This is a genomic window from Sphingomonas sp. IC-56, from assembly GCF_021043375.1.
Taxonomy (GTDB): domain Bacteria; phylum Pseudomonadota; class Alphaproteobacteria; order Sphingomonadales; family Sphingomonadaceae; genus Sphingomonas.
In genome coordinates this window covers 189,973-213,492 of sequence record NZ_JAJNDV010000005.1, presented here as the reverse complement: position 1 = coordinate 213,492, position 23,520 = coordinate 189,973, and the positions used below count along the sequence as shown (strand labels likewise).

Annotated in this window: 19 protein-coding genes; 16 read left to right on the top strand and 3 right to left on the bottom strand. The window is 66.8% G+C overall.

All coding sequences use genetic code 11. The annotated features are described in order from the left end of the window. The first annotated feature begins 8 nt into the window (after positions 1-8). The 16 genes from LQ953_RS09205 to LQ953_RS09130 all read left to right on the top strand — a co-directional run bounded on the left by LQ953_RS09205 (position 9) and on the right by LQ953_RS09130 (position 17,579). Entirely contained in the window at positions 9-176 is a 168-nt protein-coding gene (locus LQ953_RS09205; RefSeq protein ID WP_231030432.1) for a hypothetical protein, read from the top strand. 220 nt (positions 177-396) lie between these two features. Beyond that, positions 397-990 (top strand): Pvc16 family protein, encoded by a 594-nt coding sequence (locus tag LQ953_RS09200; protein WP_231030431.1) that lies wholly within the window; start codon positions 397-399, stop codon positions 988-990. A 2-nt stretch (positions 991-992) separates the two neighbouring features. Further along, on the top strand, positions 993-2,156 hold the full coding sequence (locus LQ953_RS09195; protein ID WP_231030430.1) for a hypothetical protein: 1,164 nt from the start codon (positions 993-995) through the stop codon (positions 2,154-2,156). A gap of 23 nt (positions 2,157-2,179) precedes the next feature. Beyond that, a complete protein-coding gene (locus tag LQ953_RS09190; protein WP_231030429.1) occupies positions 2,180-3,961 on the top strand; it encodes a phage tail sheath family protein in 1,782 nt (593 codons plus the stop codon). Between the two features lie 46 nt (positions 3,962-4,007). After that, positions 4,008-4,463: a phage tail protein gene (locus tag LQ953_RS09185; RefSeq protein ID WP_231030428.1), complete on the top strand. Its 456-nt coding sequence runs from the start codon at positions 4,008-4,010 to the stop codon at positions 4,461-4,463. Further along, positions 4,463-4,939 (top strand): phage tail protein, encoded by a 477-nt coding sequence (locus LQ953_RS09180; protein WP_231030427.1) that lies wholly within the window; start codon positions 4,463-4,465, stop codon positions 4,937-4,939. Before LQ953_RS09185 ends, LQ953_RS09180 begins: the two co-directional genes overlap by 1 nt. Next, positions 4,939-5,136: a DUF5908 family protein gene (locus LQ953_RS09175; RefSeq protein ID WP_231030426.1), complete on the top strand. Its 198-nt coding sequence runs from the start codon at positions 4,939-4,941 to the stop codon at positions 5,134-5,136. The genes LQ953_RS09180 and LQ953_RS09175 overlap by 1 nt, the downstream gene beginning before the upstream one ends. A 1-nt stretch (position 5,137) precedes the next feature. Beyond that, entirely contained in the window at positions 5,138-5,839 is a 702-nt protein-coding gene (locus LQ953_RS09170) for a CIS tube protein (RefSeq protein ID WP_231030425.1), read from the top strand. Beyond that, a complete protein-coding gene (locus LQ953_RS09165) occupies positions 5,836-7,641 on the top strand; it encodes a phage baseplate assembly protein V (protein WP_231030424.1) in 1,806 nt (601 codons plus the stop codon). Before LQ953_RS09170 ends, LQ953_RS09165 begins: the two co-directional genes overlap by 4 nt. Beyond that, positions 7,641-7,940, top strand: coding sequence for a PAAR domain-containing protein (locus LQ953_RS09160; protein WP_231030423.1), 300 nt, complete (start codon positions 7,641-7,643; stop codon positions 7,938-7,940). Before LQ953_RS09165 ends, LQ953_RS09160 begins: the two co-directional genes overlap by 1 nt. Further along, the gene (locus LQ953_RS09155; RefSeq protein ID WP_231030422.1) at positions 7,937-8,359 is read left to right on the top strand and encodes a GPW/gp25 family protein; all 423 of its coding nucleotides are present in this window, start codon (positions 7,937-7,939) and stop codon (positions 8,357-8,359) included. Before LQ953_RS09160 ends, LQ953_RS09155 begins: the two co-directional genes overlap by 4 nt. Beyond that, complete coding sequence (locus LQ953_RS09150; RefSeq protein WP_231030421.1) at positions 8,356-10,278, top strand: hypothetical protein; 1,923 nt, start codon at positions 8,356-8,358, stop codon at positions 10,276-10,278. Before LQ953_RS09155 ends, LQ953_RS09150 begins: the two co-directional genes overlap by 4 nt. Before the next feature lie 315 nt (positions 10,279-10,593). Beyond that, positions 10,594-11,523, top strand: a complete 930-nt coding sequence (locus LQ953_RS09145; protein ID WP_231030420.1) for a baseplate J/gp47 family protein — start codon at positions 10,594-10,596, stop codon at positions 11,521-11,523. Between the two features lie 11 nt (positions 11,524-11,534). Then, positions 11,535-13,292 (top strand): hypothetical protein, encoded by a 1,758-nt coding sequence (locus tag LQ953_RS09140; protein WP_231030419.1) that lies wholly within the window; start codon positions 11,535-11,537, stop codon positions 13,290-13,292. Beyond that, positions 13,289-14,608: an ATP-binding protein gene (locus LQ953_RS16340; protein ID WP_231030418.1), complete on the top strand. Its 1,320-nt coding sequence runs from the start codon at positions 13,289-13,291 to the stop codon at positions 14,606-14,608. Before LQ953_RS09140 ends, LQ953_RS16340 begins: the two co-directional genes overlap by 4 nt. Next, positions 14,598-17,579: a contractile injection system tape measure protein gene (locus tag LQ953_RS09130; protein ID WP_231030417.1), complete on the top strand. Its 2,982-nt coding sequence runs from the start codon at positions 14,598-14,600 to the stop codon at positions 17,577-17,579. The genes LQ953_RS16340 and LQ953_RS09130 overlap by 11 nt, the downstream gene beginning before the upstream one ends. 3 nt (positions 17,580-17,582) lie before the next feature. On the opposite strand, the gene LQ953_RS09125 is transcribed toward LQ953_RS09130, so the two are convergent. Genes LQ953_RS09125 through LQ953_RS09115 form a run of 3 tightly spaced genes read right to left on the bottom strand, consistent with a single transcriptional unit; the run spans position 17,583 to position 23,393 of the window. After that, positions 17,583-19,415 (bottom strand): response regulator, encoded by a 1,833-nt coding sequence (locus tag LQ953_RS09125; RefSeq protein ID WP_231030416.1) that lies wholly within the window; start codon positions 19,413-19,415, stop codon positions 17,583-17,585. Further along, positions 19,405-20,292, bottom strand: a complete 888-nt coding sequence (locus LQ953_RS09120) for a CheR family methyltransferase (RefSeq protein WP_231030415.1) — start codon at positions 20,290-20,292, stop codon at positions 19,405-19,407. The genes LQ953_RS09125 and LQ953_RS09120 overlap by 11 nt, the downstream gene beginning before the upstream one ends. Next, positions 20,277-23,393: a response regulator gene (locus LQ953_RS09115; protein ID WP_231030414.1), complete on the bottom strand. Its 3,117-nt coding sequence runs from the start codon at positions 23,391-23,393 to the stop codon at positions 20,277-20,279. Before LQ953_RS09115 ends, LQ953_RS09120 begins: the two co-directional genes overlap by 16 nt. Positions 23,394-23,520: the final 127 nt, after the last annotated feature.

Here is a 23,520-nt window from a genome sequence, read left to right as displayed (position 1 = left end):
GAAGGCGGATGAAGGACGGCGCTCCACCACCCCTGTCGAAACGCTCTGCGATCTTTCGTGCCGCGTCCTTGACGCTGCTGGAGCGGTCCAACCTGGCCAGGGAACGCAGCCAAGAGTTGAGGCAGCGCAGCCGGATGCTGGCCGAACGGCGCAACGCGGCACGCGACTCCGGCTGATCTCCGGCTTGCTCCGGATCGGATCGAAGTTTCGGCATATCGGCATTCTGCACCGGCAAATAACCGCACCGAAATCGCTGCAACCTTGCCCGGTTCTGTCTTGCGCGTGGCAGTCAGCCCTATAGGCTCGCTTCAGTAACGCGTAGTCGAGTCTCCAAGAGCCGGCGTTCTTCGGTGCCTGATCGTCCTTACTCATGATTTTGAGGAATGGTCCTGACCCATGGTCATGGTCAATGAGATCCTTGCGTCCATTCGCGATAAGCTCGAATCCGCGCTTCAGGCCGGGCATGCGCGCGATGGCGATTGGCTGCGCCTGACCAACCTGGCCGGTGCCGATGGGCGCAGCGCCGGCGATCTGGACGGCAGCATCGTGATGTCGCTCGCCGCGTTCCAGGCCGATGCCAGCGTCGGCGCCTACCAGACGCCGCGCATCGGCGCGGGCGATGGCTTTGCGCTCGCCAGCGCGCCCTTGTTCCTCGACGCCTGTGTGCTGTTCGTGTCCTGCTTCGCCGACGCCGGCTATGCCACCGGCATCGCCGCACTCTCGCGCATCGTCCAGTATCTTCAGGAACATCCGGTGTTCGACGGCGCCAGCGCGCCCGACATTGGCTTGCGCATGGGCGCGCTGGCCGTCGAATATGTCAGCCTCGACTTTGCGCAGGCGAGCCACCTTTCCTCCATGGCCGGGTTAAAGGGCCAGCCTTTCCTGCTCTACCGGCTGCGCCGCCTGCCCTTTGCCGGCCCCGCGATCACCGATGTCGCGCCCGCCGTCCGCCAGGCCCCGCCTCCCGCGCTGCTGCCGGCGGCAAGCTGATCATGGCCGCGACACTCTTCGACGGCCTCGCCCAGCTTCGCCTTGGCGACCTGCTCCCCGACGAGCCTGCAGCCAGCGACGGCAGGCTGCGCGCTGTCGCGCCCTCTCCTCCTCCGCACGAACAGGCCGAACAGGGCAGCTACGTCCCCTTCGCCTCGGTCACCGTGCGCCACGGCTTCCACAACCATGCCGACGGCGGGTGCAACGACCTCGCCATAGAACCTACACCCGAGACGCGGCGCCGGTTGCGCCTGTTCGGCCTGCTCGCCCGCACGCGCATCGGCGGCATCGACTTGCTCTGGGACGCCGCCGTGCGCACGCAGGCGCAAACCCTCCTGGCAGAGGTCGCCACCCGCTACGGATCGGTACCCGCAGAGGTCCAGGCGCGCCTGTTCACGCCGCCGCTGCTGTTCACCTGCCGCCTGCTCGACCCGCGCTTCGCGAACTTCACCGACCTGCCCACGGGTCTGCGCATTGGCGACCCGCCGCTGCTGCTCTCCACCCGCCGCGCCGCCGGCAGCGCGCTTGCCCTCGACTGGCGTCGCACCGTCCGCCGCCAGAGCCTTTTGCTCCAAGGCGGCATGGAGCAGCGCGACTCGGTGGTCCACGAGCCCGATCCCGACGCGGAGGACGAGGCACTCCCCGCGCTCCACCCCGCCGACCGCGAGCGCCAGGCCCTTTATGCCCGCTCGCAGTGCTTCGCCCTGCTCGAGTTCCACCTGGTGCCCAAGCGCGCACTAGAGGGGTCCTCGGACCTGGTGTTCGACCCCGCCCCCGCCGACGGCCGCACCTTCTTCCGCGCCCTCTATTACACCCTCAACTTCGCACCCCGCCCCACGCGCTGGCGCTACCTGATCGCGGCCCGCAGCGGCACGCTCGCGCCCGAGACCCTGCGCATCGTCACCCGCGACGGCGAGGATGCCGGCTTCGTGCTGGACGACGCCCCCGCCACCCTGCCCGACGGCCGCCCCGCCGCCCGCCTGTGCGCCCGCGACCCGCGCCCCCTGCTCGCCCGCCCGCAAGCCGAGCTGCGCCTTGAGGGAAAGCCCCTCGCCGGCCGCGTCCGCACCCGCACCCTGGTCGAGCGCCTGCCCGGCCCGACCGCCGAGCGCATCCTGCCCGCCGGCCAGGCTCCGCCCTGGTCCGACATCTACGTGTTTCTGTGAACCGCTGAACAAGGGGAAGATCGATGGCCACCCAATACCGCACACCCGGCGTCTACATCCAGGAGCCCGACAGCTTCCCACCCTCCATCGTCGGCGTGGAGACCGCCGTCCCCTGCTTCATCGGCTATACCGAGTTTGCAGTGGACACCGACAAGCGCGACTTGCTGCTCACTCCCAAGCGCATCGAATCCATGGCCGAGTTCGTGCAATGCTTCGGCCGCGGCAGCTCGCAGCAATATTTCCTCGCCCCCACTGCCGACGCGGACAAGGACGGCCAGCCCGACGCCCCCGCCGACGACCCGCTTAACCGCAACTGGGGCTTCGTTTCGCTCGACGGCAGCACCAGCTACACGCTGGTCCAGAAGGGCCGCACCGCGCTCAATCTCTACAACAGCATGCGGCTGTTCTACGCCAATGGCGGCGGCCCCTGCTGGGTGATCTCGGTCGGCGGCTATGTCCGCGACGGCCAGCCGACCACCCCGGACCCGCAGGATTTCCTCAAGGGCCTGGCCGTCGGCGAGACCTTTGTCGGCCCCACCATGTTGGCGATCCCCGACGCGTTGCAACTGGCGACCCAGGCCGACTTCAACGCCGTCACTGCCCAGATGCTGCGCAGCTGCGCCAAGACCGGCGACCGCATGGCGCTGCTCGACGTGTGGGGCGCCAGCGCGCTCACCCCGCGCGACGACTGGACGTCTACGGTGGAGGCATTCCGCACCGGCGTGCGCCAGGTGCCGCAAGAGATGTGGCGCTTCGGCGCGGCCTACTTCCCTCCGCTCGCCACCTCGGTCGTCCCCACCAGTGAGATCGACATCTCCAATTTCGCAGTCGAAGGCGACAGCAACGCCGACAACCGCACCCTGCTGCAACAGGCGCTCTACGGCGTGCTGGCGCGCACCTACCCCGCGCCACCGCCCGGAGACGATGCGGGCAAGGGCAACGGTACCGAGACCAAGCCGACCGACACCGGCACCAGCAAACCTGCCGCTACCGGCGGCGCGGCAAACGACTCCACCCCGCTCAGCCCCACCCGGCTCAGCGCCAAGGGGGTCGCCGTGCTGGACAACTATGTGCAGGCGATCGGCACCTCGGTGGCCGTGCTCCCCGCCCCAGCGACGCAGGGTGCCGTCGCCCAAGGCATCACCCATAAACAGCTCACCGCCGCGCTGGTCGCCACCGTGCCGGGCTTCCAGAACCTGCTAACCGCCATCGCCGCCACCCAGGGCGTGCTGCCGACCAGCGGCGCGATGGCCGGCGTCTGGGCCAGCAACGATGCGACGCGCGGCGTGTGGAACGCCCCCGCCAATACCGGCATCGCCACCCTGGTCATGCCCAAGCTGCCCGTCGCGGGCGACCAGCAGGACGACCTCAACGTCCCCGTTCAGGGCCTGGCGGTGAACGCCATCCGCACGTTCCAGGGGCGCGGCAGCCTGATCTGGGGCGCCCGCACGCTCGACAGCCAGTCCAACGACTGGCGCTACATCCAGGTGCGCCGCACCATGATCTATGTCGAACAATCGGTGAAGCAGGCTTTGGACGCGACGGTGTTCCGCCCCAACACCGCCCAGACTTGGGTCACCGTCACCTCCATGATCGAAAGCTTCCTGCACGGCCTGTGGGCCGCGGGCGGCCTGATGGGGAACGCCCCGGCGCAGGCCTACAACGTCGCCTGCGGCCTGGGCAGCACCATGACCCCCGACGACGTGCTGAACGGCGTCATGCGGGTCCAGATCACGCTTCAGATGGTCCGCCCGGCCGAATTCATCCTGCTCACCTTCAAGCAGCAGATGCAGGGCGCCGGCTGAGACACGCTGAGCCCTCCCTTCTTCACGCATCGATTAGGAGCACATCATGGCAGACGGCAGCGCACAGGACGAAGTTTGGCCGCTTCCCAAATTCTACTTCAACATCGATCTGGGCGACGGAAAGCCCCAGGGCTTTCCGGAGATCAGCGGCCTCGAAAGCGAAGTGAAGTCGATCGAATACCGCCACGGCGACAGCGCGGTGTTCTCCCCGATCAAGATGCCGGGCCTGCGCAGCGTCGGCAACGTAACCCTCAAAAAGGGCGTGTTCAGCAAGGACTCGATCTTCTGGACCTGGTTCAACGAAACCCAGCTCAACATCATCAAGCGCCGCACGGTCATCATCAACCTGCTCAACGAGAAAGCGTCTCCGATGATGACCTGGACGCTGACCAACGCCTTCCCGGTCAAGATGCAGTCCACCGATCTCAAGTCAGACGCCAGCGAAGTCGCGATCGAGACGCTGGAGATCGCCTATGAAACGCTGGACGTGAAGGCTGCCTGATGCAGGTGCGGGACGACGGCATCTATGTGCCCCCGCCGGTGTTCGCCTTCCGCGTCGAGATCGACGGCGCGGAAGGCGAGACCGGCTTCCAGGAAGTCTCCGGCCTCCAGGTCGAGTTCCAGACCGAAGATGTGGCCGAGGGCGGACAGAACCGCTTCCTTCACAAACTGCCGACCAAGACCAAATATGCCAACCTAGTGCTGAAGCGCGGCGTCGTGACGCGCGACAGCGTCTTTGGCCGCTGGGTGTCGCGCGCGCTGTCCGGTGGGTTGGTCCGCCAGGGCGGCGCCAGAACGGTGCTGGTCAAGCTGCTCAACGAAAAGCGCCAGCCGCTGATGGTGTGGACGGTGTTCGGCGCCTACCCGCTGCGCTGGGAACACTCCACGCTCAATGCAATGGGCAATGACGTGCTGATCGAAACGGTGGAACTCACCTATCAGTTCTTCCATCGCAAGCTGGTGGCGCAGGCCGCCTGATGCCGCTCGAGATCCGCGAAATCGTGATCCAGATGCAGGTCGACGACGATCGCGTCGACGCGCCCGAGCTGCCGGGCTCGGCCATGGAGCTGCTGCAAGCCCGCGAGGACGCGGATGCAGGCGAGGGCCAGGAAGCGCTGGTCGAACAATGCGTCGCGGCGGTGCTCGCCGAACTCGACCGCCGGCGGGGGCACTGAGATGGGGGACACCAGGGGTGGCCTTGAAAAGCTGACGATCACGGCGTTTGCCGATCCCGGCTACGGCAAACGCGCCGATACGACGCCCAATCCGCTCAAGGTGATGATCAACCCCAGCCAATATTCGCAGGCGATGGGGATCAACTACACCCAGCAGCAGGGCGCAGGCGGCACCGGCAAGACCATCGCCTTCAACCGCGATCAGGGCGAGGCACTCGACCTCACCCTCGTGTTCGACGGCACCGGCACGGTGCCCGACGCGCCGACCAAGAGCGTGCCCGATCAGCTCGCCGACCTCAAACGCCTGATCTACGACGTGAACTGGGACATCCGCTCACCCAATTTCGTCCAGCTCAGCTGGGGCACCCTGCTGTTCAAGGGACGGCTCAAGACGCTCGGCATCGAATACACGCTGTTCGACGCGGACGGCACGCCGCTCCGTGCCAAGGTGAAGGCCGCGTTCCTTGGCTATCATGAGAATTCCGACGCCCGAAAAGGGCAGCACGGGGAATCCGCCGAACTGAGCCAGATCGTGGAAGTCGAGGCCGGCGACTCCCTGCCCAACCTTTGCAAGCAGGTGTATGGTGACGAGAAATACTATCTCGCGGTCGCCCGGCATAACGGCCTGGACGACTTCCGCGCCCTTACCCCGCCGCTGACGCTGCTCTTCCCGCCGCTCGCGCCGGTATCGGCAAAGTCATGAGCGCCCTCTCGCCCGCGCTGAAGACCGGGTTGCAGCTCAAGCTGGAATTGAGCGCGAACGGCAAGGTGATCCATACCGATCACATCGCCTCGGTGGAAACCTGGTGCGAGGCGAACCGCATTCCGCGCGCGCGCATCGTCCTGTACGACGGTGCGCCCGACAGCCTCAAATTCCCCTTCAGCGAAGGCGACAGCTTCGTTCCGGGGGCAAAGCTCACCGTCTCCGCCGGCTATGGCGAGGAGGCCGAGATTATCCATCAGGGCGTGGTGGTGCGCCAGGGCCTGCGCATTCAGCCGCACGCCTCTGCACAGCTGGTGGTGGAAACCGTCGATCCGCTGCTCAAGATGACGCTGGCGCGCCATAGCGCGGTCACCGAGCAGGCCACCGATAAGGCCGTGATCGAGGCGCTGGTCACGGCCAATGGCGGCACCATCGGCAAGAACGCGGCGGGCACGCTCGAAAGCGAGGCGATGGTCCAGGCCTATGCCTCGGACTGGGATCTGATGCTGATGCGCGCGGAGGCGAGTGGATGCATTGTGGTGCTCGACAATGGCAGCGTCGACATCCTCTCGCCCAACCAGGCCAGCGCGCCGGTTCTCGCCCTGGCCTATGGCGCTGGCAACGACATCATCAGCTTCGACGGACGGATCGACGCGGAAGCCCAGCTTGGCCAGTCGGTCGTAACCAGCCGCGCCTGGAGTTACGCCGATCAGGCGGTGAGCGAAGGCAGTGCGCAGGCCGCGAGCCTGCCGGTGCCCGGTAATCTTGACGCGGCGGAATTGGCCGCGGTGATGGACGTGCCCGCTTACGCGCAGCAGACGGCGGCGCTGCGCGCACGGGACGCATTGGCCGCCTGGTCGTCGGCGGCGATGATGCGGGCGCGGCTGGCGCACTTTACCGGCACGGTGAAGTTCCAGGGATCGGCCAAGGTGAAGCCGGGCAGCGTGGTCACGCTCGACGGGCTGGGCGAGCGGATGAGCGGCGACGCCTATGTCACCGGCGTGCGGCATGTGATCCGCGGCGGCGACTGGCACAGCATCGCCGATCTCGGCATGACCCCCGATCGCTTCTCGCGCCGGGGCGACGATGCGGCGGGAACGCGCGGTGCGGCCGGTCTGGCACCACCGCTCAAGGGGCTGCACATCGGCAAGGTCGTCCAGGTGGCCGAGGACCCGACCGGCGATTTCCGGGTGCAGGTCACGCTGCCGCTCACCGACGCGCTGAACCAGGTCTGGGCACGGCTCGGGCAACCTTATGCATCGCAGGGGTTCGGCTGGTCCTTCCTGCCCGAGGCCGATGATGAAGTCGTGCTCGCCTTCCTGAACGAGGATCCGGCTTCGGCCGTGATCCTGGGCAGCCTGTATTCGGGCGGACGGGCGCCGACCCACGCCCCCGAGAACCCCAACGACGTAAAGGCGCTGGTCACGCGCTCGAAGATGGAAGTGAACTTCAACGACAAGGACGTGGTGCTCAAGATCAGCACGCCGGGCGGCCGGTTCGTCGAGCTGGACGACAAGACCGGCACCCTGATCATCGCCGATCCCAACGACAACAAGCTGGTGATGAAGAGCGACACGGTCGACCTCCTCAGCGCGGCCAATCTGACGATCAAGTCGGGAGCCAACATGACTCTCGACTGCGGCGCGAACCTGGCGATCAAGGCCGCGGCCACGTGCGACATGGAGGCGGTGCAGCTGAACGCCACCGCCTCGGCCCAACTCGCATTGGCCAGCAACGGCCTGGCGTCGCTCAAGGCCGCTGCCGTGCTCGAAGTGAACGGCGCACTGGTGAAGATCAACTGATGCCCCCCGCCGCCCGCCTCACCGACATGCACGCCTGCCCGATGCAGACCCCGGGCCTGCCGCCGATCCCGCATGTCGGCGGGCCGATCAGCGGCCCCGGCGCGCCGACAGTGCTGATCGGCGGATTGCCCGCGGCCCGTGCAACCGATCTGGCCGTGTGCGTCGGCCCGCCCGACAGCATCGCGATGGGCTCGGCAACGGTGCTGATCGCCGGGCTTCCGGCGGCCCGGCTCGGCGACACCTGCGCGCATGGCGGCAGCATCGTGTTCGGCCTGCCCACCGTGATGATCGGCGGATGAAGACCGGCGGCGCTCCGTTTCTCGGTCGCGGCTGGAGCTTTCCGCCGCGCGTGACACCTCTCGGTGCCCGCACGGAGATGGTCGAGGGCCATGCCGATATCGAGCAGAGTTTGTTCATTCTGCTCTCAACCTGGCCTGGAGAGCGCGTAATGGTGCCTGGTTATGGCTGCGATTTGCAGCGTTTCGTGCTCGCCGATCTCACCCGCACCCTCCTGACGGAGCTCTGTGAGGCGGTGCGCGTAGCCATATTGCGCTGGGAACCCCGTATCGACTTGCTCGACGTGTCGGCCACGCCCGACCTGCTCGATTCAGCGCTGGTCCGTATCGGCATCGAATACCGGGTGCGGACTGCTAACACACGGAATAATCTGGTCTTTCCCTTCTACCGCAACGAAGGCACGCTGGTGCACCAGCCATGACCCAGGGCGGCCTCATCACCCGCTGGACCCGCCAGAGCGACCGGGATGTCCACCTGCAAACCGACGTTTTCCGCGTCGACAAGATGCTGGCCAACCTCGCCCACCACGCCGCCACCCTCTCCTTCGATGAGAGCGCGAATTGGGGTCAAATTCTCGGCGCAGAAAAAACCTTCGCCCTAGCGATCCTGGCAACTGCCGAAGCCGAAAACCGCGCCATCCCCCTCCAAAAAGCCATTGCGCAAGCTCGAGAGGCCGAGCCTGCCCAAGCCGGCGCGCGCATCACTGCACTGGTGGAAGCAATGCTCCACCTAGCCCGCGATCTCGACGAATGGCTCACCCCCGCGCAGATCGGTGGCGCGATGGAACACCGCTGGGCCCACGGTCTCGCCGAAGCAGCACTCGACCAAGTGCTCGCCCCGCAACTCCAGCGCCTGTTCGACCAGGTCGCCGAAGCCGAGGAAAGCCGTCTCACCGCCCAATGGGAAAGACACGGCTGGAGGAAGCCCGACGCGCAGCCGTGGCAGAACACCGTGCGTGAAGGCGAAATGCACGGCACCGCCCGCGCCGTGGAACGGGCCTGGGCCCAACGGCTGATCCGGCAACTCTGCGACGCGGCACAGCAGTTCTTTGAGTGTGTAATAGAGGCCAGCGAGCACGCGGCAGAGGCGCTGGAGGAGCGGCTGCAGACTGGCGCGCATGAAGGGCATGCCGCACTCATCATCGCGTTCGCACAGGTGTTCCGCCACGCACGCGTCGAGTTGGACGCGCTGCCGCAACGGGTGCTGGATTATTGGCTTACCAAGTTAGGTGCGGAACCGGCCCCCGCCCGAGGCGACCGAGTGCTGCTCGCCGTCCTGCCGCGCGCGGGTGCCAGGCCAGAAGTGCCGAAGGGGCTGCTGGTCCCTGCAGGCAAGGAAGCGACGTTCGTAGCCGATACCGGGCTGAGCGTTACCGCCGCCACATTGGCGGAAGTTCGTATGTGGGCACCGGATGGTCTGGCGGTGTGTCGAGCGGTGCCTGATACAGATGGTGTGATCGGTGAGGCGGTGGCCGAGGCCGCATTGCCGACGGCGCTGCTGACCTCACCCTTACTCGCGCTGCCTGGCGGTACACGGCGCGTGCGGGTGCGGCTGGTCTGCGAAACGCCGCCAGAGGTGCCGAGCCAGGTGATGGTGGAAGTCTCGACCTCGCCGGATTGGGCAGAGGTAGAGGCGCACTGGGCGGTCGAGGGGGACGCACTCCTGCTGTCGCTGCTGCTGCCGGACAGTTTTCCCGCGCTCGTCCCCTGCCCTGGGTTAGACGAACCCGCCCTGCGGCTCACCGCACTGGCGCCCATAAACCTCCAGCTGAAGGAAGCGGGGACTATAGAAGTCGCGGTTCGCGGCGCGCCCGGGCTGACAGTCAGCACACCCGGCGGACAGGCAAGCGCAACCGCGGCGGCGCCGTTTGGAACGCCGCCTTTCGTCGGTGGGTGGTTGCGCATCGATCATCCGGCACTGGCCGGACCGCCACTGGACCGAATGGTCCTGCGCTTCGACTGGGCAGGCGTTCCGGCAGGAGATGCAGGCTTTGCAGGACAGTATCGCGGCTATGTTGTCGACGAACAGGGAGCCCTTCTCGACCATAGCCCGTTCCACAATGGGGCGTTCACCGTCACGCTGAAAGCGCCGGTGCGAGGCGGAGACGCTAGGCAAGAAGTGCCACTGTTTGCGGCACTCGCGCCTTCCCCGGACGTGCTCAGTGACCGTTTCGAAGCAGCGCCTCCGCCTATGCCTGACGACGTGCCTTTGGCGCCGAGCAGCTGGCTTGCCGCCGGGGCCGCTTCGGAAGGTGCGGTAGACACCGACCATATCCTTGTCACCCTTGCTTCACCGCCGCAGGCGTTCGGTCACGCTCTGTACCCGGCCAATGTCCAGTAGGCGACAGAGGCCATAGCCCGCGCGGAGCTGCCGGCACGCCGTCCCGGGCTGATCCGGCGGGTGCTCAACGCATTGCTCCGGCTACCCGCGAAGATTGGGGCGACGCTGAGCGGGCGGCAATCCGTCAGGCCCGACCCCGTGGACATGGCACCTGTCGTCGTAATGCCGAACCCTCCCTTTCAACCGATGCTCTCCAACATCGCGCTGGATTATTCGGTGGCCCCCCTGCCTGTGTTCGCGTTCCGGCTTCCCCCTTTCGAACACGCAGAGCGGGTTGCGGTAGGACCTTTGTTCCCGGCACCGTCGGCAGGCCCTGTGATCGAGCTGGCGCTTGATAATGCCGACGCTGGATCGACGCTGACTCTCTTGTGGCAGCTGGAATCCAGCGGCGCGGCGCCGGACTGGTGGTATCGCAGCACCGAAGGATGGGCACGGCTGCCGGTGCTTGAGGACGGGACCGCAGGTCTGAGCGCATCCGGCATCCTGCGCGTGTTGGTGCCCGTGGACCGGGCGAAAGGCCAGTTCCGGATGCAGGCGCGGTTCACGGGTGCGATGCCCAAGGTCGCGGCGATACTGCCCCACGCCTTTTCAGCGACCCGGCGGGTCGAGCGCGACACTTTCGAGCCGATAGCGCCAGGCACGATCGCCAAGCTTGCCGGGCTTACCGGCGTCGCGGCAGTGAAGCAGCCGCTGCGCAGCACGGGCGGAACGGCACGGGAGACGCCTGAACGCGTCCGTGCGCGCACGATCGAGCGGGTTCGGCATGGCGGCCGGGTCCACACCCTGTGGGATTATGAGCGGCTGGTGCTGGGCAACTTCCCGCAAGTGGAGCGGGTTCGCGCGATCGCAGTGGGCGACGGATTGACGGTGCTGGTTGAAGGTCCGGCACCGCTTCGAGGGGCTGTGGCGGCGTGGCTTGAGGCGCGCGCTAGTCCTTTCGCTCGGATTGCAGTTGTTGCGCCGGAGCCGGTGACGGTCGACGTTTCTGCCGAGCTGATAAGCGATAGCGACATGGCCGCAATCGAGGCTGCAGTGCAGTGCCTCCTGAACGACGGACTCGCGCTTGAGGACGCGGCCGGCGCAGAAGCTATTCGAGCCCAGGTTTTGCGGGTGCTGATGGAGCGGCCCGAGGTGGCTTCGGTCGAGCGGCTGCGGGTCTCGATCAGCGAAGGCACGGCGGCATGGCGCGTGCCGGTGGCGGGCACGATCCACATCGCAGCGATCCAAGGCGCAACGCGGTGGTAGCGGGAAGTGCCGTGCTTCCTCGCAATCCGGTCCTGCCCCCGGCCCAGGATTACGACGCACTGAAGGCCGAGATGATCGCGGCGGTGCAACGGCTGTGCCCCGAATGGACCGACTTCAACGCCCATGATCCCGGCGTCACATTGATCGAATTGCTGTGCTTCGCGCTGACCGATCTGGGATATCGGGTGGGCCTCCCGATTGAGGCGCTGCTGGGCTCCAGCATGGAGGAACTCGCACGCCCTGCTCTTTTCTCGGCGCCGCCCGTGACGGTCGCGGATTTCCGCCGCTTGCTGCTCGATCGCGTGGAAGGCCTCGGCAATGTCTGGCTGCGTCCACGCGGCACGACCGGACTGCACGACATCCGATTGCAACCAGAGCTGCCACTGCCCGGCGTGCATCCGGAAACCCGGCCTTCTTATAAGCAGTTGATCGAGCGCACGCGGCGCGCATGGGAGCGGCACCGTCCGCTGTGCGAGGACATCGGCTCGATCCGGTTACTCGAACCCAAACGCACGGTGATCCAGGCGTGCGTGCGGATGGAGCGTGGCGCACATCCCGAAGCCGTGCTGGCGCAGGCGCTGTTCAGGATCGCCCTGACGCTTGCACCCGAACCCAGGCGGAGCGCCCTGGAAGGCGTGGCCCCAGCATCGGGGATTGAAGGACCGCTGATGCTAAACGGCATGATCGCGACCGGTCAGTTGGGCGAGAAGCCGGCGGAAATCGATACTGCCGCGCTGTGGGAGCGGATCGCGGACGTGCCGGGGGTGCTGGGTATCGACGATCTGCGGCTCTGGGTGGAGGGTGCCGGCCATTGCACCCGCTATGCGATCGGACCGGATGATTATTGCAGCCTGGACGGCGCGTTCGAAGCGACCGCACTGCCTATCGTGGTGGAGCGGGGTGGCCAGCGGTGCACCGTGGACCGTGGCGAAGTGCTTCGGCAGTTGATGCGGCTCTGGGCAGCGCATCGAAACCGTGGTCCGCTGAAAAGCGCGCATCAACAGCCATTCGGCAAGCCGAAGCCGGGTTCTCGCAATCTGCGCGCCTTTGCCCCGCTCGGGCCGCAATTGCCACGTGTCTATGGTCTGGCGAGCGGTAAGCCCGAAACTGCGGCAGCCCGACAATTGCACGGGCTGCTGAAGCTCTTTGAAGATGCGATGCTGTTATTCTGCGAGGAGCTTGGCCAGGTCCAGGGGGTTGGCACGGGTTCGGGGGAACAGATTGCCCCGCGCTGGCTCGACATGCTGCTTTCCATACATGGCATTGCGCCGCCGCCCGCCGCGTTGCCCGCTTCCCGCCGGACTGCTGCGAAGCGCGCGCTGCTGGCAGCGAGCGACGCCATGGGCCAGCGCCGCGGGCGCGGGTTCGATCCGGAGGCGCGAGCCGGTTCGCGGCGATTTGCGGGGCCCGAGCTGCGGATGCGGCTCATGCTCGGAACCGGCGTGCGGATAACACTTGTCGAGCACAATATGCTGCGCCCGCGCCGGGAGGAACATGGCACGCACGCGAGCACTGGGCAGCGCCATGGCATGACGGTGAGCGCAGTCGTTTCGGGCGGCGAAGCGGATCGGGCGCAGATCACCGCCATGCTGCGTGATGAAGTACCTGCGCACCTTAGGCTCCGCGTTCATTTTCTGGATGGGGCGCGCTGGCGGCACTTCCATCACGTCCACCGCTTGTGGCGCACCGCGCTGCGGCTCGACGAATTGCGGGCGACCGATGCGCTGGCAGCGCAATTGCGGGACATGCTGGAAAAGATGGACGCGTGAACAACGGCGCGTTCATCGAAGCGGAGATCGCCTGGTTTGGCCGTGTACTCCAGCGGCGGCTGGTTCTGCATGCGCGGGAAGTTTCAGGCAGCGTTCTGGACGGGCTTCCGCCACCCGACCTACCTCCGTCCCTGCCCTATGCCGATGGCGTCCGGGCAGCGGGTCTGTCGCCCGACGAACGGCTGGTGCTGATGCTGGCATTGGCGCCGCAGCTGCGGCCGCAGATGCTCGATATGCTGCTGAGCCAGAACGAGGCGACAGGGAGGCGGTTCACCGAGTTTGGCGGGACGCCAGCGAATGATCACGGCTTCCGCCCGACGCGCGAGACGGCGCTGTTCCTGCTTGCCGGCGAGGACATGAACCAGAGGCTGGAAGCGCTGCGCCTGTTCGCACCCAAGGCACGGTTGCAGGCGGCGCGGATGTTGGCGGTGCCGGAGGAGGATGGCGAGGTGGGCCTATCGACGGCGTTGACCATCGGTCGGAAATGGCTGGACCGCCTGACCGGTGCGGGCGCCGAGCTGCATTTCCCACCCGGCTTTCCCGCTCAGTTGATCGAGACACCCTATGGCGAAGCCGATCTGGTGCTGACCGGGACCGCCCGCGAGGAGGTGGATGGACTGCTCGCCTGGGCGCGGCACGAGCCGCTGGTGATGGAGGATTGGGGGCTGAAGCGGCACCTGAAGCCGGGATATCGCGCGCTGTTTCATGGGCCGCCGGGCACGGGCAAGACAATGACGGCGGCGGTTCTGGGCAAGATGCTGGACCTGCCGGTCTACCGCGTCGACCTGTCCCGCGTGGTGAGCAAATGGATCGGCGAAACCGAGAAGAATCTCGGCGCCCTGTTCGACAAGGCCGCCGAGCGCAGGATGCTGTTGTTCTTCGACGAGGCCGATGCGCTGTTCGGTAAGCGGGGCGACACACAGAGTGCCAATGACCGGCACGCCAATCAGCAGATCGCGTATCTGCTCCAGCGGATCGAAGACTGTCCGGGCTTGGTCATCCTGGCGAGCAATCTGAAGGGGAATATCGACGCGGCGTTCGCGCGGCGGTTTCAGGCGAGCGTGTATTTCGCCGTGCCGGAAGCGGCGGAACGGTTGATCCTTTGGCGCAAGTTGTTTGGCGCTTTGCCTGGCCTGACGTTGGGGGCGGACGCGATGCGGGCGCTTGCGCGCGATTATCCGCTGAGCGGGGGATCGCTGATCAACGTGCTGCGGGGGGTGGCGCTCAGGCTGGCCGAGGGTGAGCCGGTGGGGCTGGAGGCTGTTCGCGCCGAAGCGGAGCGCGAAGCGGTGAAGGCAGGGGTGCTTGCTGGCTGAGACAGACCTTCCCGCGGTGGCGCAGCTTGCGGAGAAGCTCACCTTGCAGGTGCGGACTTCCCGCGCTTTGATCGAAGCAGGGCTTGGGGACCGGATTGCCGAGCTCAACCGGCGTGAATGGGTGCCGGTGATTGGGCGCGCGCTCGACGCGTTCGGGGGGCCCGATGCCGTTCGGCTGGAGCGCCTGGTGATAAAGCTGGGGCGCCTTCGGCCTGGGGAACTGAACGATGTGCCTCAGAGGCTGGCGGCAGGTTTGCGAGATGCCCTGGCGGCGCGGCTGGCCCAGCCGCGGGGCGTGGTGCGGCGACCCGCCGGTGCCGCGATGCTCACGATGTTCGAGCATTATCTGGTGCATGGCGCCTGGCCCTATGGCAGCGGGATCGATGTTCGGACCACGCCCGGCGCGATGCTGCGCGTGCTGGTCGAGGCTGAGCCGCAGGCGCTTGTCGCCATGCTGCGGGCGCGTGGCGGGAGTGAGCCGTTGCTGCGCCGTTTGGTGCTGCAGATTCCCGAGCCGTTGTTGGGTGCGCTGCTGCACCGGCTCGAGCCTGTGCATGCCGCCTATGTGCTCGCCTATGTGGAGGAAGTACGCGCCAGTCACGCGGAGGAACCGGTGGTACCGGCGGGCGCCGACCAGCTTACCGAGATGCTGTGGACCATCGTGCTGCGCGATGCGCTCGGCCAGTCGGGGTTGCAGGCGAATCGGAAGGCCTTTTTGCGCCGCCTGCTTCGCGGGTTGGCGGAGGCCAGCGGGACGCCGCTTCCCGCCCTGCTGCGGCAGTTGCGGCGGGGCCTCCTCGCCCTGGGGAAGCAGCGCCGGGCTCCGGGATCGCTAGTGGAGATATTGGGCCAGTTGATGGCTGAGGAGCCCGCGATGTTGGTGGATGCCGCCGCGTGGAACCGGCTGTCTGAATATCTGTTCAAAGACCATGGGCGCTGGTCCGCTGGCGAAATAGCGGAGCTGAGGCGCGTCGCGCGTGCAGCGCGGAAAGTTCGGCCAATGGCCTTCGCATCGCTGGTCCGGCGATCGGTTCTTACCGGATCGGCGTCGGCGTTCATGCGGCTGGAAGCGCTGATGCCATCGCAACCAGTCGCTGCTGCTAATCATTATCAGCCCCCTTCAAGTGGAGCTTGGCTAGGCTTTTCCGACGCAGCCAAGCTTCCTTCGGCGGAATGGAGCCGCATCCTTGCCGCGTTCTTGCAGGCGGCGAAGTGCAGCGCGGAGGAGCGGGATGCGGTCCTGGCAGCTTTGACCTTCATGGATGAAGCGCAGCCGATCGGGACGGCGTTGCGAACCGCTCTCAATACCCTCGCGGCACGTCGTGGCATTTCGCGGACGGCGTTGCGTCGCTCGCTGCGGCGGTCACCAGATATGGTAGACGAGGTCATTCAGCTGAACTTGTCGTCCCGGCAGGTAGTGAGGCGGTTGGCCGAACGGCAGCAGGTGATTGGCCAGACTGCGACGCTGGGTGAGATGCGGTTGGGGTTGAGCGAGCCGAGCCGGTCTTTGGCGCTGGCCTCCCTCGGGGGCGAATCCCCGGCCACTCCTGGCGGGGGCTCAGTTACACGGTTCGAGGCAGGTGCGCGGCGCTACCGCGTGGCGGCGGGGCTGCGGGTCAGGCCTTTTGCGGTGCTGGAGCAACTTGGCAGGTCTCCCGCGATGATGGTGGGAGCTGCAATAGGGTTTGCCGGGCTGTCGGTGAATGCCCGCGAGCGGGTGTTGGCGCTGGGGAAGCGGCTTACGGGGCGCGCAGGGCGGCACGCGATCGACTCACACAAGGTTGCGCTGGCGCTGGAGCGGACGATTGCAGCGGCGGACTGGCGGGCGGGCAATGGGGATTTCGTCGGCGAATGGCTGCGGCAGTTGGCGAAGCTGGCGAGCCTTTCTGAGCAGGTGGCTGTGAAGCGCTTGGTCGAGGGTGCGATAGAGGCCGTCGATGTGCCGCAGGCCAAGGCGCAGAAGCTGCCGGCGGCGGCGGTGCGGACCCGGGCCGGCGGGTTGCTCGGAATTGTTGGACTTCCGCAACGATCTGCGGTTCGGCGCGCGTTTGGCAATTCGCGGCAGCGCATGCTGCTGGTCAAGGCGCTCACCGAAGGCGAACTGGCGGCATTGCTGGCGTGGGTGTGCCCGGGGCTGGCGTCCGGTCTGCTGCACGTAGCCGAGCGGATCGGATCGGTACGGCGATCGGCCGGGGCGCCGGTTGCGCGGACCGAGCAGTGGCTGGCGGTTCTGGCCGCCGCCACGTCTGACGGACATGCCGTGATGCGGCTGACGTCGATGATGCTGGATGGTGGTGCAGGCTGCCCTGCCCCGTCCCCTCTCGTCCGCCACAAAGTGGAGGCCGGGCTGGCGCGCTCGCTGGAGGGAATGCGCGATGCGCCGCTCCGCATTGCGCTGGATCTGCGCAAGCAAGCGCGCGCGAAGCAGAGTGAGCCGGTCAAGGGCACGGCTGAAGCGACGATCTGGGTCGGTAATGCGGGCCTGGTCCTGCTCTCCGCCTATCTGCCCAGGCTGTTCGAGGCGCTGGAGTGGATCGAGGCGGATGAAGTCGGGGGCTGGCGCTGGATGTCGCGGGAGGTACAGGATCGTGCGCCGCACCTGCTGCAATGGCTGGCGGACGAGCGCAGCGACGCGGCGGAACCGGAACTGGTGTTGCCCAAGCTGCTTTGCGGCCTCGCCCCCGCCGACGTTATCCCTCCGGCGATTCAGCTGGAAGCCGAAGAGCTTAGATTGGCCAAGATGCTGCTCGCCACCATGCGCGCCAATTGGTCGCCGCTGGCCGACAGCTCGGTGCAGGCGCTTCGCGAAACCTTTCTGCAGCGCGGCGGGCGGCTGACGAAGAAGCCGGAAGGCTGGGCGCTGGACGTGGAGACCAAGGTGCTCGACGTCCTGCTCGAGCAATTGCCATGGGGGTTCAGCACCATCGCACATGGCTGGATGCCCGAACCGCTCACCGTTCGCTGGCGGTGAAGGTCAGGCGACCAGCGCGGGTGCAGCCTCCAGCATCCCCACGACCCGCGCGACAAGCTGCTTCCCATCGAAAGGCTTGCCGATCACGGCGATGTGACGGAAGCCGTCGGGAAGATGGTCGCGGCCATAGCCGCTGACGAACAGGAACGGCAGTTCGAGGCTGGTCAGCGTCTCGGCAACCGCTTCGACGCTTGCGCCCTGGAGATTGCCATCGAGCAGCGCGGCGTCGGGACGCGTAGCGCGGATCGTCTCGATCGCGCCCTCGGCAGTGGCGGCGGGACCGATGATCTCTGCGCCAGCTTCCTCCAGGATCGAGACCAGTTCGAGAGCGACCAGCGGTTCGTCCTCGATCACCAGCACGCGGCGGCCGGCGAGTGCGCCCACGGAAGCGGCGATCTTGGGAAGCGGGGATGCGGGCGCGGCGGGCGCCGGCGCGGGCGATGGCGCCGCCGGGGGCAGGATCACACCGGGATTGGGGAGGGTGAAGCGCCATTGAAGGCCGTTGGGTAGATAGGCGGGCTCGGCCGTGCCGCCCTCGGCCTGGATGCTGCGCTGGATCAGAGCGGTGCCAAAGCCGCGGCGGCTGGGGGGCTCGACGGCGGGACCGCCCTGCTCCGCCCAAACGAGTGCCAAGCCGTCGGCGCTGGCCTGCCAGGTGAAGCTCAGCCGGCCCTCGGGCGTGGACAGCGCGCCGTACTTGTTCGCGTTGGTGGCGAGCTCGTGGATCACCAGCGCGAGGTGCAGCGCAGTTTCAGGCGGCAGATCGATGTCGGGGCCCTCAACGGTCAGCCGGCTTTCATCGATCGTCCCGAGTTGGAGTTGATCGTTCACGAGCTCGCGCAGGCTTGCCCCTTGCCACGTCGCGCTGCTGAGCAGCGAGTGTGCACGGGCGAGCGCGTGGATGCGGCCGATAAAGGTGGGCGCGAACGCCGCGGGCTCTGCGGCATGGCGCAGCGTCTGCGTGGCGATCGCCTGGACCGAGGCGAGCGTGTTCTTCACGCGGTGGTTGAGTTCGCCGATCAGCAGCTTCTGCGTCTCTTCGGCACGGCGGCGCTCCGACACATCGAGGATCTGGACGTTGATCGACACGAGCTTGCCCGCGGCGTCGCGCAGCGCCGAGCAGTACCATTCCGAATGCAGTGCCTCGCCATTCTGGCAGAAGACGCGCTGTGCCTGCATGTGCCGCGCCCGGTCGCCCGACACGAACTCTTCGAGCAACGCCGAGAGCGCGGTGGCATCCTCTTCGTTGATCCATTTGAGCGAAGGCAGGCAGACCCCCTCCACTTCCGCCGCGGTCCACCCGAACAGGCGCTCGGCCCCCTTGGACCAGGTGCGGATGCAGAAGTCGGCGTCGAATTCGACCACGGCGAGCGGCGAATTATCGCTATGCGCCTGAACACGCCCGAGCGCGGCGGAGAGCTGGTCGCGCTGCTCGGCGATCTCCTGACGCTGGCGGGCGAGTTCGACGAAGATATCGACCTTGTTGCGCAGCAGCTGGGTGTCGACCGGCTTGAGGAGGTAATCGACTGCGCCGGTTTCATAGCCGCGGAAGCGGCGGCGCTCGTCCCCCGCAGCCGCGGTGAGGAAGATGATCGGCACGCGCCGGGTGCGTTCGGTGCCGCGCATGAATTCGGCAAGTTCGAACCCGTTCATGCCGGGCATGTTGACGTCAAGCAGCGCGAGCGCGACGTCATGGACCAGCAGCAGCTCAAGTGCCTCGGGCCCCGAGCGCGCCTGGAGCAGTTCAAGCCCGTCGCTGCGCAGCAGTGCCTCGAGCGCGGTCAGGTTCTCCGGCACGTCGTCGACGGCGAGGATCTTCACCTTGTCAGCCGGCATGCTGGAGCTCCCGGACCGGGGTACGGGCGTCGGTGTTGCGGCGGTAGATCTTTTCACGCTCGTTGAAGTCCGCAAAGCAGTTCGCCTGCGTGGAGAAGCGCAGATTCTCCTTTGAGCCAAGGCCGAGGAAGCCGCCGCGGACCAGCGAATCCCCGAAAAGGCCGAGCGCCCGGTCCTGAAGCTCCCGGTCGAAATAGATCAGCACATTGCGGCTGGAGACGAGATGCGCTTCGGCAAACACCTGGTCGGTGGCGAGATTGTGCTCGGCGAAGACGGCGCGGGCGCGCAGGCTCTTGTCGAACACGGCGGCGCCATAGGCCGCGGTGTAATAGTCGGAGAGCTGGGTGGCCGCGCCCGAGCGGCGGTGGTTCTCGGTGAACAGCGGGATGCGATCTAGGTCGTAAATGCCGGCTCTCGCACGGTCGAGCGCGGCGGGGCTGATATCGGTGCAATAGAAGATCGTGCGATCCTCCAGCCCTTCCTCGCGGAACAGGATGGCGAGCGAATAGAACTCCTCGCCGTTCGCACAGCCGGCGATCCACACCTTGAGCGAGGGATAGGTGCGCAGATGCGGGATCACTTCCTCACGCAGCGCGCGGAAGTAATCGGGATCGCGGAACATCTCGCTCACCTGGATGGTGAGAAAGCCCATCAGCTGCGACAGCATCGCGGGATCGTGCAGCACCCTGTCCTGGATCTGCGAAAAGGTTTGGCAGCCCAGGCTTTGGCGCGCGCGGCACAGGCGGCGTTCGACCGAGCCACGCGCATAGCCGCGAAAGTCGTAATGGTAGCGCCGCCAGATCGCCTCCAGCAGCAAGTCGATCTCGATCTTCTCGACCGGGCTGAGCTGCGGGTCGGGGGTCATCGCGGCATCCATACGCGGGTGAGCGACAGGAGCTTGTCGACGTCCAGCGGCTTGGACAGATAATCATTGGCGCCAGCGTCGAGACAGTCCTGCTGGTCGCGTGCCATCGCCTTTGCAGTCAGCGCGATGATCGGCAGGTTCTTCCAGCGCGGATCGCGGCGGATTTCGCGGGTGGCGGTGAGGCCGTCCATTTCCGGCATCATCACGTCCATCAGGACCAAATCGACCGGATCGGCGCCGTCTGCCCCGCTATCGGCAAGCGCCTTCAGCCCCTCCAGCCCGTTGCGCGCAATGCGGACCTTGGCGCCATGCGGCTCGAAGATGCTGGTGAGCGCATAGACGTTGCGGATGTCGTCCTCGACCACCAGGATCTGGCGGCCCTCCAGCGCGGCGTCGCGGCCGAGCGACTTGGCGAGCAGCTTTTGCTGCGGTTCGGGCAGTTCGGATACGACCTGGTGGAGGAAGAGCGTAACCTCGTCGAGCAGGCGCTCGGGGGACTTGGCACCCTTTACGATGATCGACTTGGAATATTTGCGCAGGCGCAATTCCTCGTCCGACGACAAGTCGCGGCCGGTATAGACGATCACCGGCGGGAAGCCGAAGCTGTCATCGGCGCTGAGGCGGTCGAGCAGGTCGAGGCCCGATGCGTCGGGCAGGTTCAAGTCGAGCACCATGCAGTCAAAGGTCTGTTCGGCGAGCTTGGCGAGGCAGTCGGCGGCGGAGTGCGCCTCCACCGTTTCGACATCGCGAGAGGCGAGCAGCAGCTTGACGCTTTGTGCCTGCTGCGCGTCGTCCTCGACCACCAGCACGCGGCGCAGGCGCTGCGACAGCTTGGCCTCCAGCCCTTCGAGCATGTCGACCAGCTGGTCGCGCTTCACCGGCTTGAACAGATAGCCGACTGCGCCGCCCGCGAGCGCCGCCTGGGTGTCGTCGTCGACCGAGACGACATGGACCGGGATGTGGCGGGTGCGCACATCGCGCTTGATCCGGTCGAGCACCGACAGACCGGTGTGATCAGGCAGGTTCATGTCGAGGATGACGGCGTGGGGCAGATATTGGCGGGCCATCAGCGCGCCTTCGTCGGCAGTGCCGGCGACCAGGCACTGGAAGCCGAGTTCCTGCGCGAGATCGTAGAGGATACGGGCAAAGGCCGGATCGTCCTCCACCACCAGGATCACGCGGCTGTCGCCGGTCAGCCGCTCGCGGTCGTCCTCGACCGAAGGGCGCGCCGAACGGAAGCGCGCCGGCGTCGGCGCGGAGGTGGGGAGCCCGGCCGGCGCATCGGCGGCAAGCGGTGCGCGGTCGTCAAGAACCGCGGGCTGGACGCGCGCGACATCATAGCTTTCGGGCAGCAGAATCGAGAAGGCGCTCCCCTCTCCCGGCGTGCTTTCGACGCGCAGCTCGCCGCCCAGCAGCCGGGCGAGTTCGCGCGAGATCGAGAGGCCGAGGCCCGTGCCGCCGTACTTGCGGCTGATCGTGCCGTCGGCCTGACGGAACGCTTCGAAGATGATCTGCTGCTGGTCCTGGGGGATGCCGACGCCGGTGTCGCGAACGGTGAAGGCGACCCGGCCATCCCCGACCCGCGACACGGCCAGCGTGACGCTGCCGGTCTGGGTGAACTTGACTGCGTTGGACAGGAAGTTCTTGAGCACCTGTTCGAGGCGCTGGGGATCGGTTTCGATCTCTTCGCCGGCAGCCGGGTTGAGCTCGATCTGAAGGGCGAGGCCCTTGCCCGTCGCTGCCGGTTCGAACGCAGCCTTCATCTTGGAAAGCAGCGGCGCGATGCGGAAGCGGCGCGGCTGGATGTCGAGCTTGCCGGCCTCAATCTTGGAGATGTCGAGCACGTCGTTGATCAGCAGGAGCAAGTCGTTGCCCGAGGTTTCGATCGTCTCGGCGAACTTGACCTGTTCGGGCGTGAGCGTGCCGCCGCGATTATCGGCGAGGAGGCGGGCCATGATGAGCAGCGAGTTGAGCGGAGTGCGCAGCTCGTGGCTCATGTTGGCGAGGAACTCGGACTTGTAGCGGCTGGCCTGCTGGAGGTCGCTGGCCTGGCCGCGCAGCGAAGTCTCGGCGCGGGTGAGGTCGTCGCGCTGCGCCTCCAGCGTGTGGGCGAGTTCTTCCAGGCGGGCGTTGCTTTCTTCGAGTTCGGTCTGTTGCGCTTCGAGGCGGGCCTGCGACTCCTGGAGCGAGCGGCTCTGCGCCTCCAGTTCCTCGTTGGAGGAGCGCAGTTCCTCGCTTTGTGCCTGGAGTTCCTCAGCCTGTTGCTGGGTCTCCTCGAGCAGTTCGCGCAGACGCGCGCGATACTTGGCCGAGCGGGCGGCGACGCCGATCATCTCGGACACCGACTCCAGAAGCTCGGGCACTTCCTGGGAATAGTGGCGATTGAAGCCGAGTTCGGTGACGGCGATCACCGTGCCGTCGGCCTTTGCGGGCGTGATCAGCAGGCGCGTGGGACGCGCGCGGCCAAGGCTCGAGCCGAAGTAGAGGTAGTTTTCGGGAACGTCGTCGATGGCGATGCTGCGGCCCTCGGCCACCGCCTGGCCGAGCAGGCCGTCGCCCCGGTCGAACCGTTCGGGGATCGGTGCGTCGGCCGGGGCTCCATAGGTGGCGTGGCGGACAAAGCCCTGCCCGTTCTGGATGAACAGCGCGCCGGCCTGGGCCTGGGCATAGTCGACCAGGAAGCGCAGCGCGTTGGTGCCGAGCTGGTCCAGCGTCTGTTCGCCGGCCAGCGCCTTGGCAAGGCCGAGTTGCGCGCCCTGCAGCCATTCCTGCCGCTCCACGGCCTGGCGGTTGCGGATAAAGAAGACGCCGACCACCGCGACGATCCACATCGTCACGCCCCCGATCGTGCGATTGGTGCGCGACACGAACGGGTCGATGCCCGCCGGCGCCAGGTGGAAGCCGACGATCAGCAGGATCGTCACGCAGACCGCAACCACCACCGGCGCCTCCCGGCGCGGCGCGGCATAGGCCAGGATCACCGGCAGGATGTAGAGGACCCAGACCGCAGTGCCGAGCGGCAGCAGGAAGTCGGCGGCGAACGGGGCCACGGACAGAACCGCCAGCGCGGCATAGAGCGGCAGCGTGTAATTCCTACGGGCAGAAGACGTCATCAACCAGGGTTCTCGGCAGCGGCACGGGAGGTGGTTCTATTCCAGCGGCTGCGTGCGCATGCAACCTATGTGAAATCCGATCCTTTGCAGGATCACCGACGGATAGCCGCATCTTCCCATGCGGGTT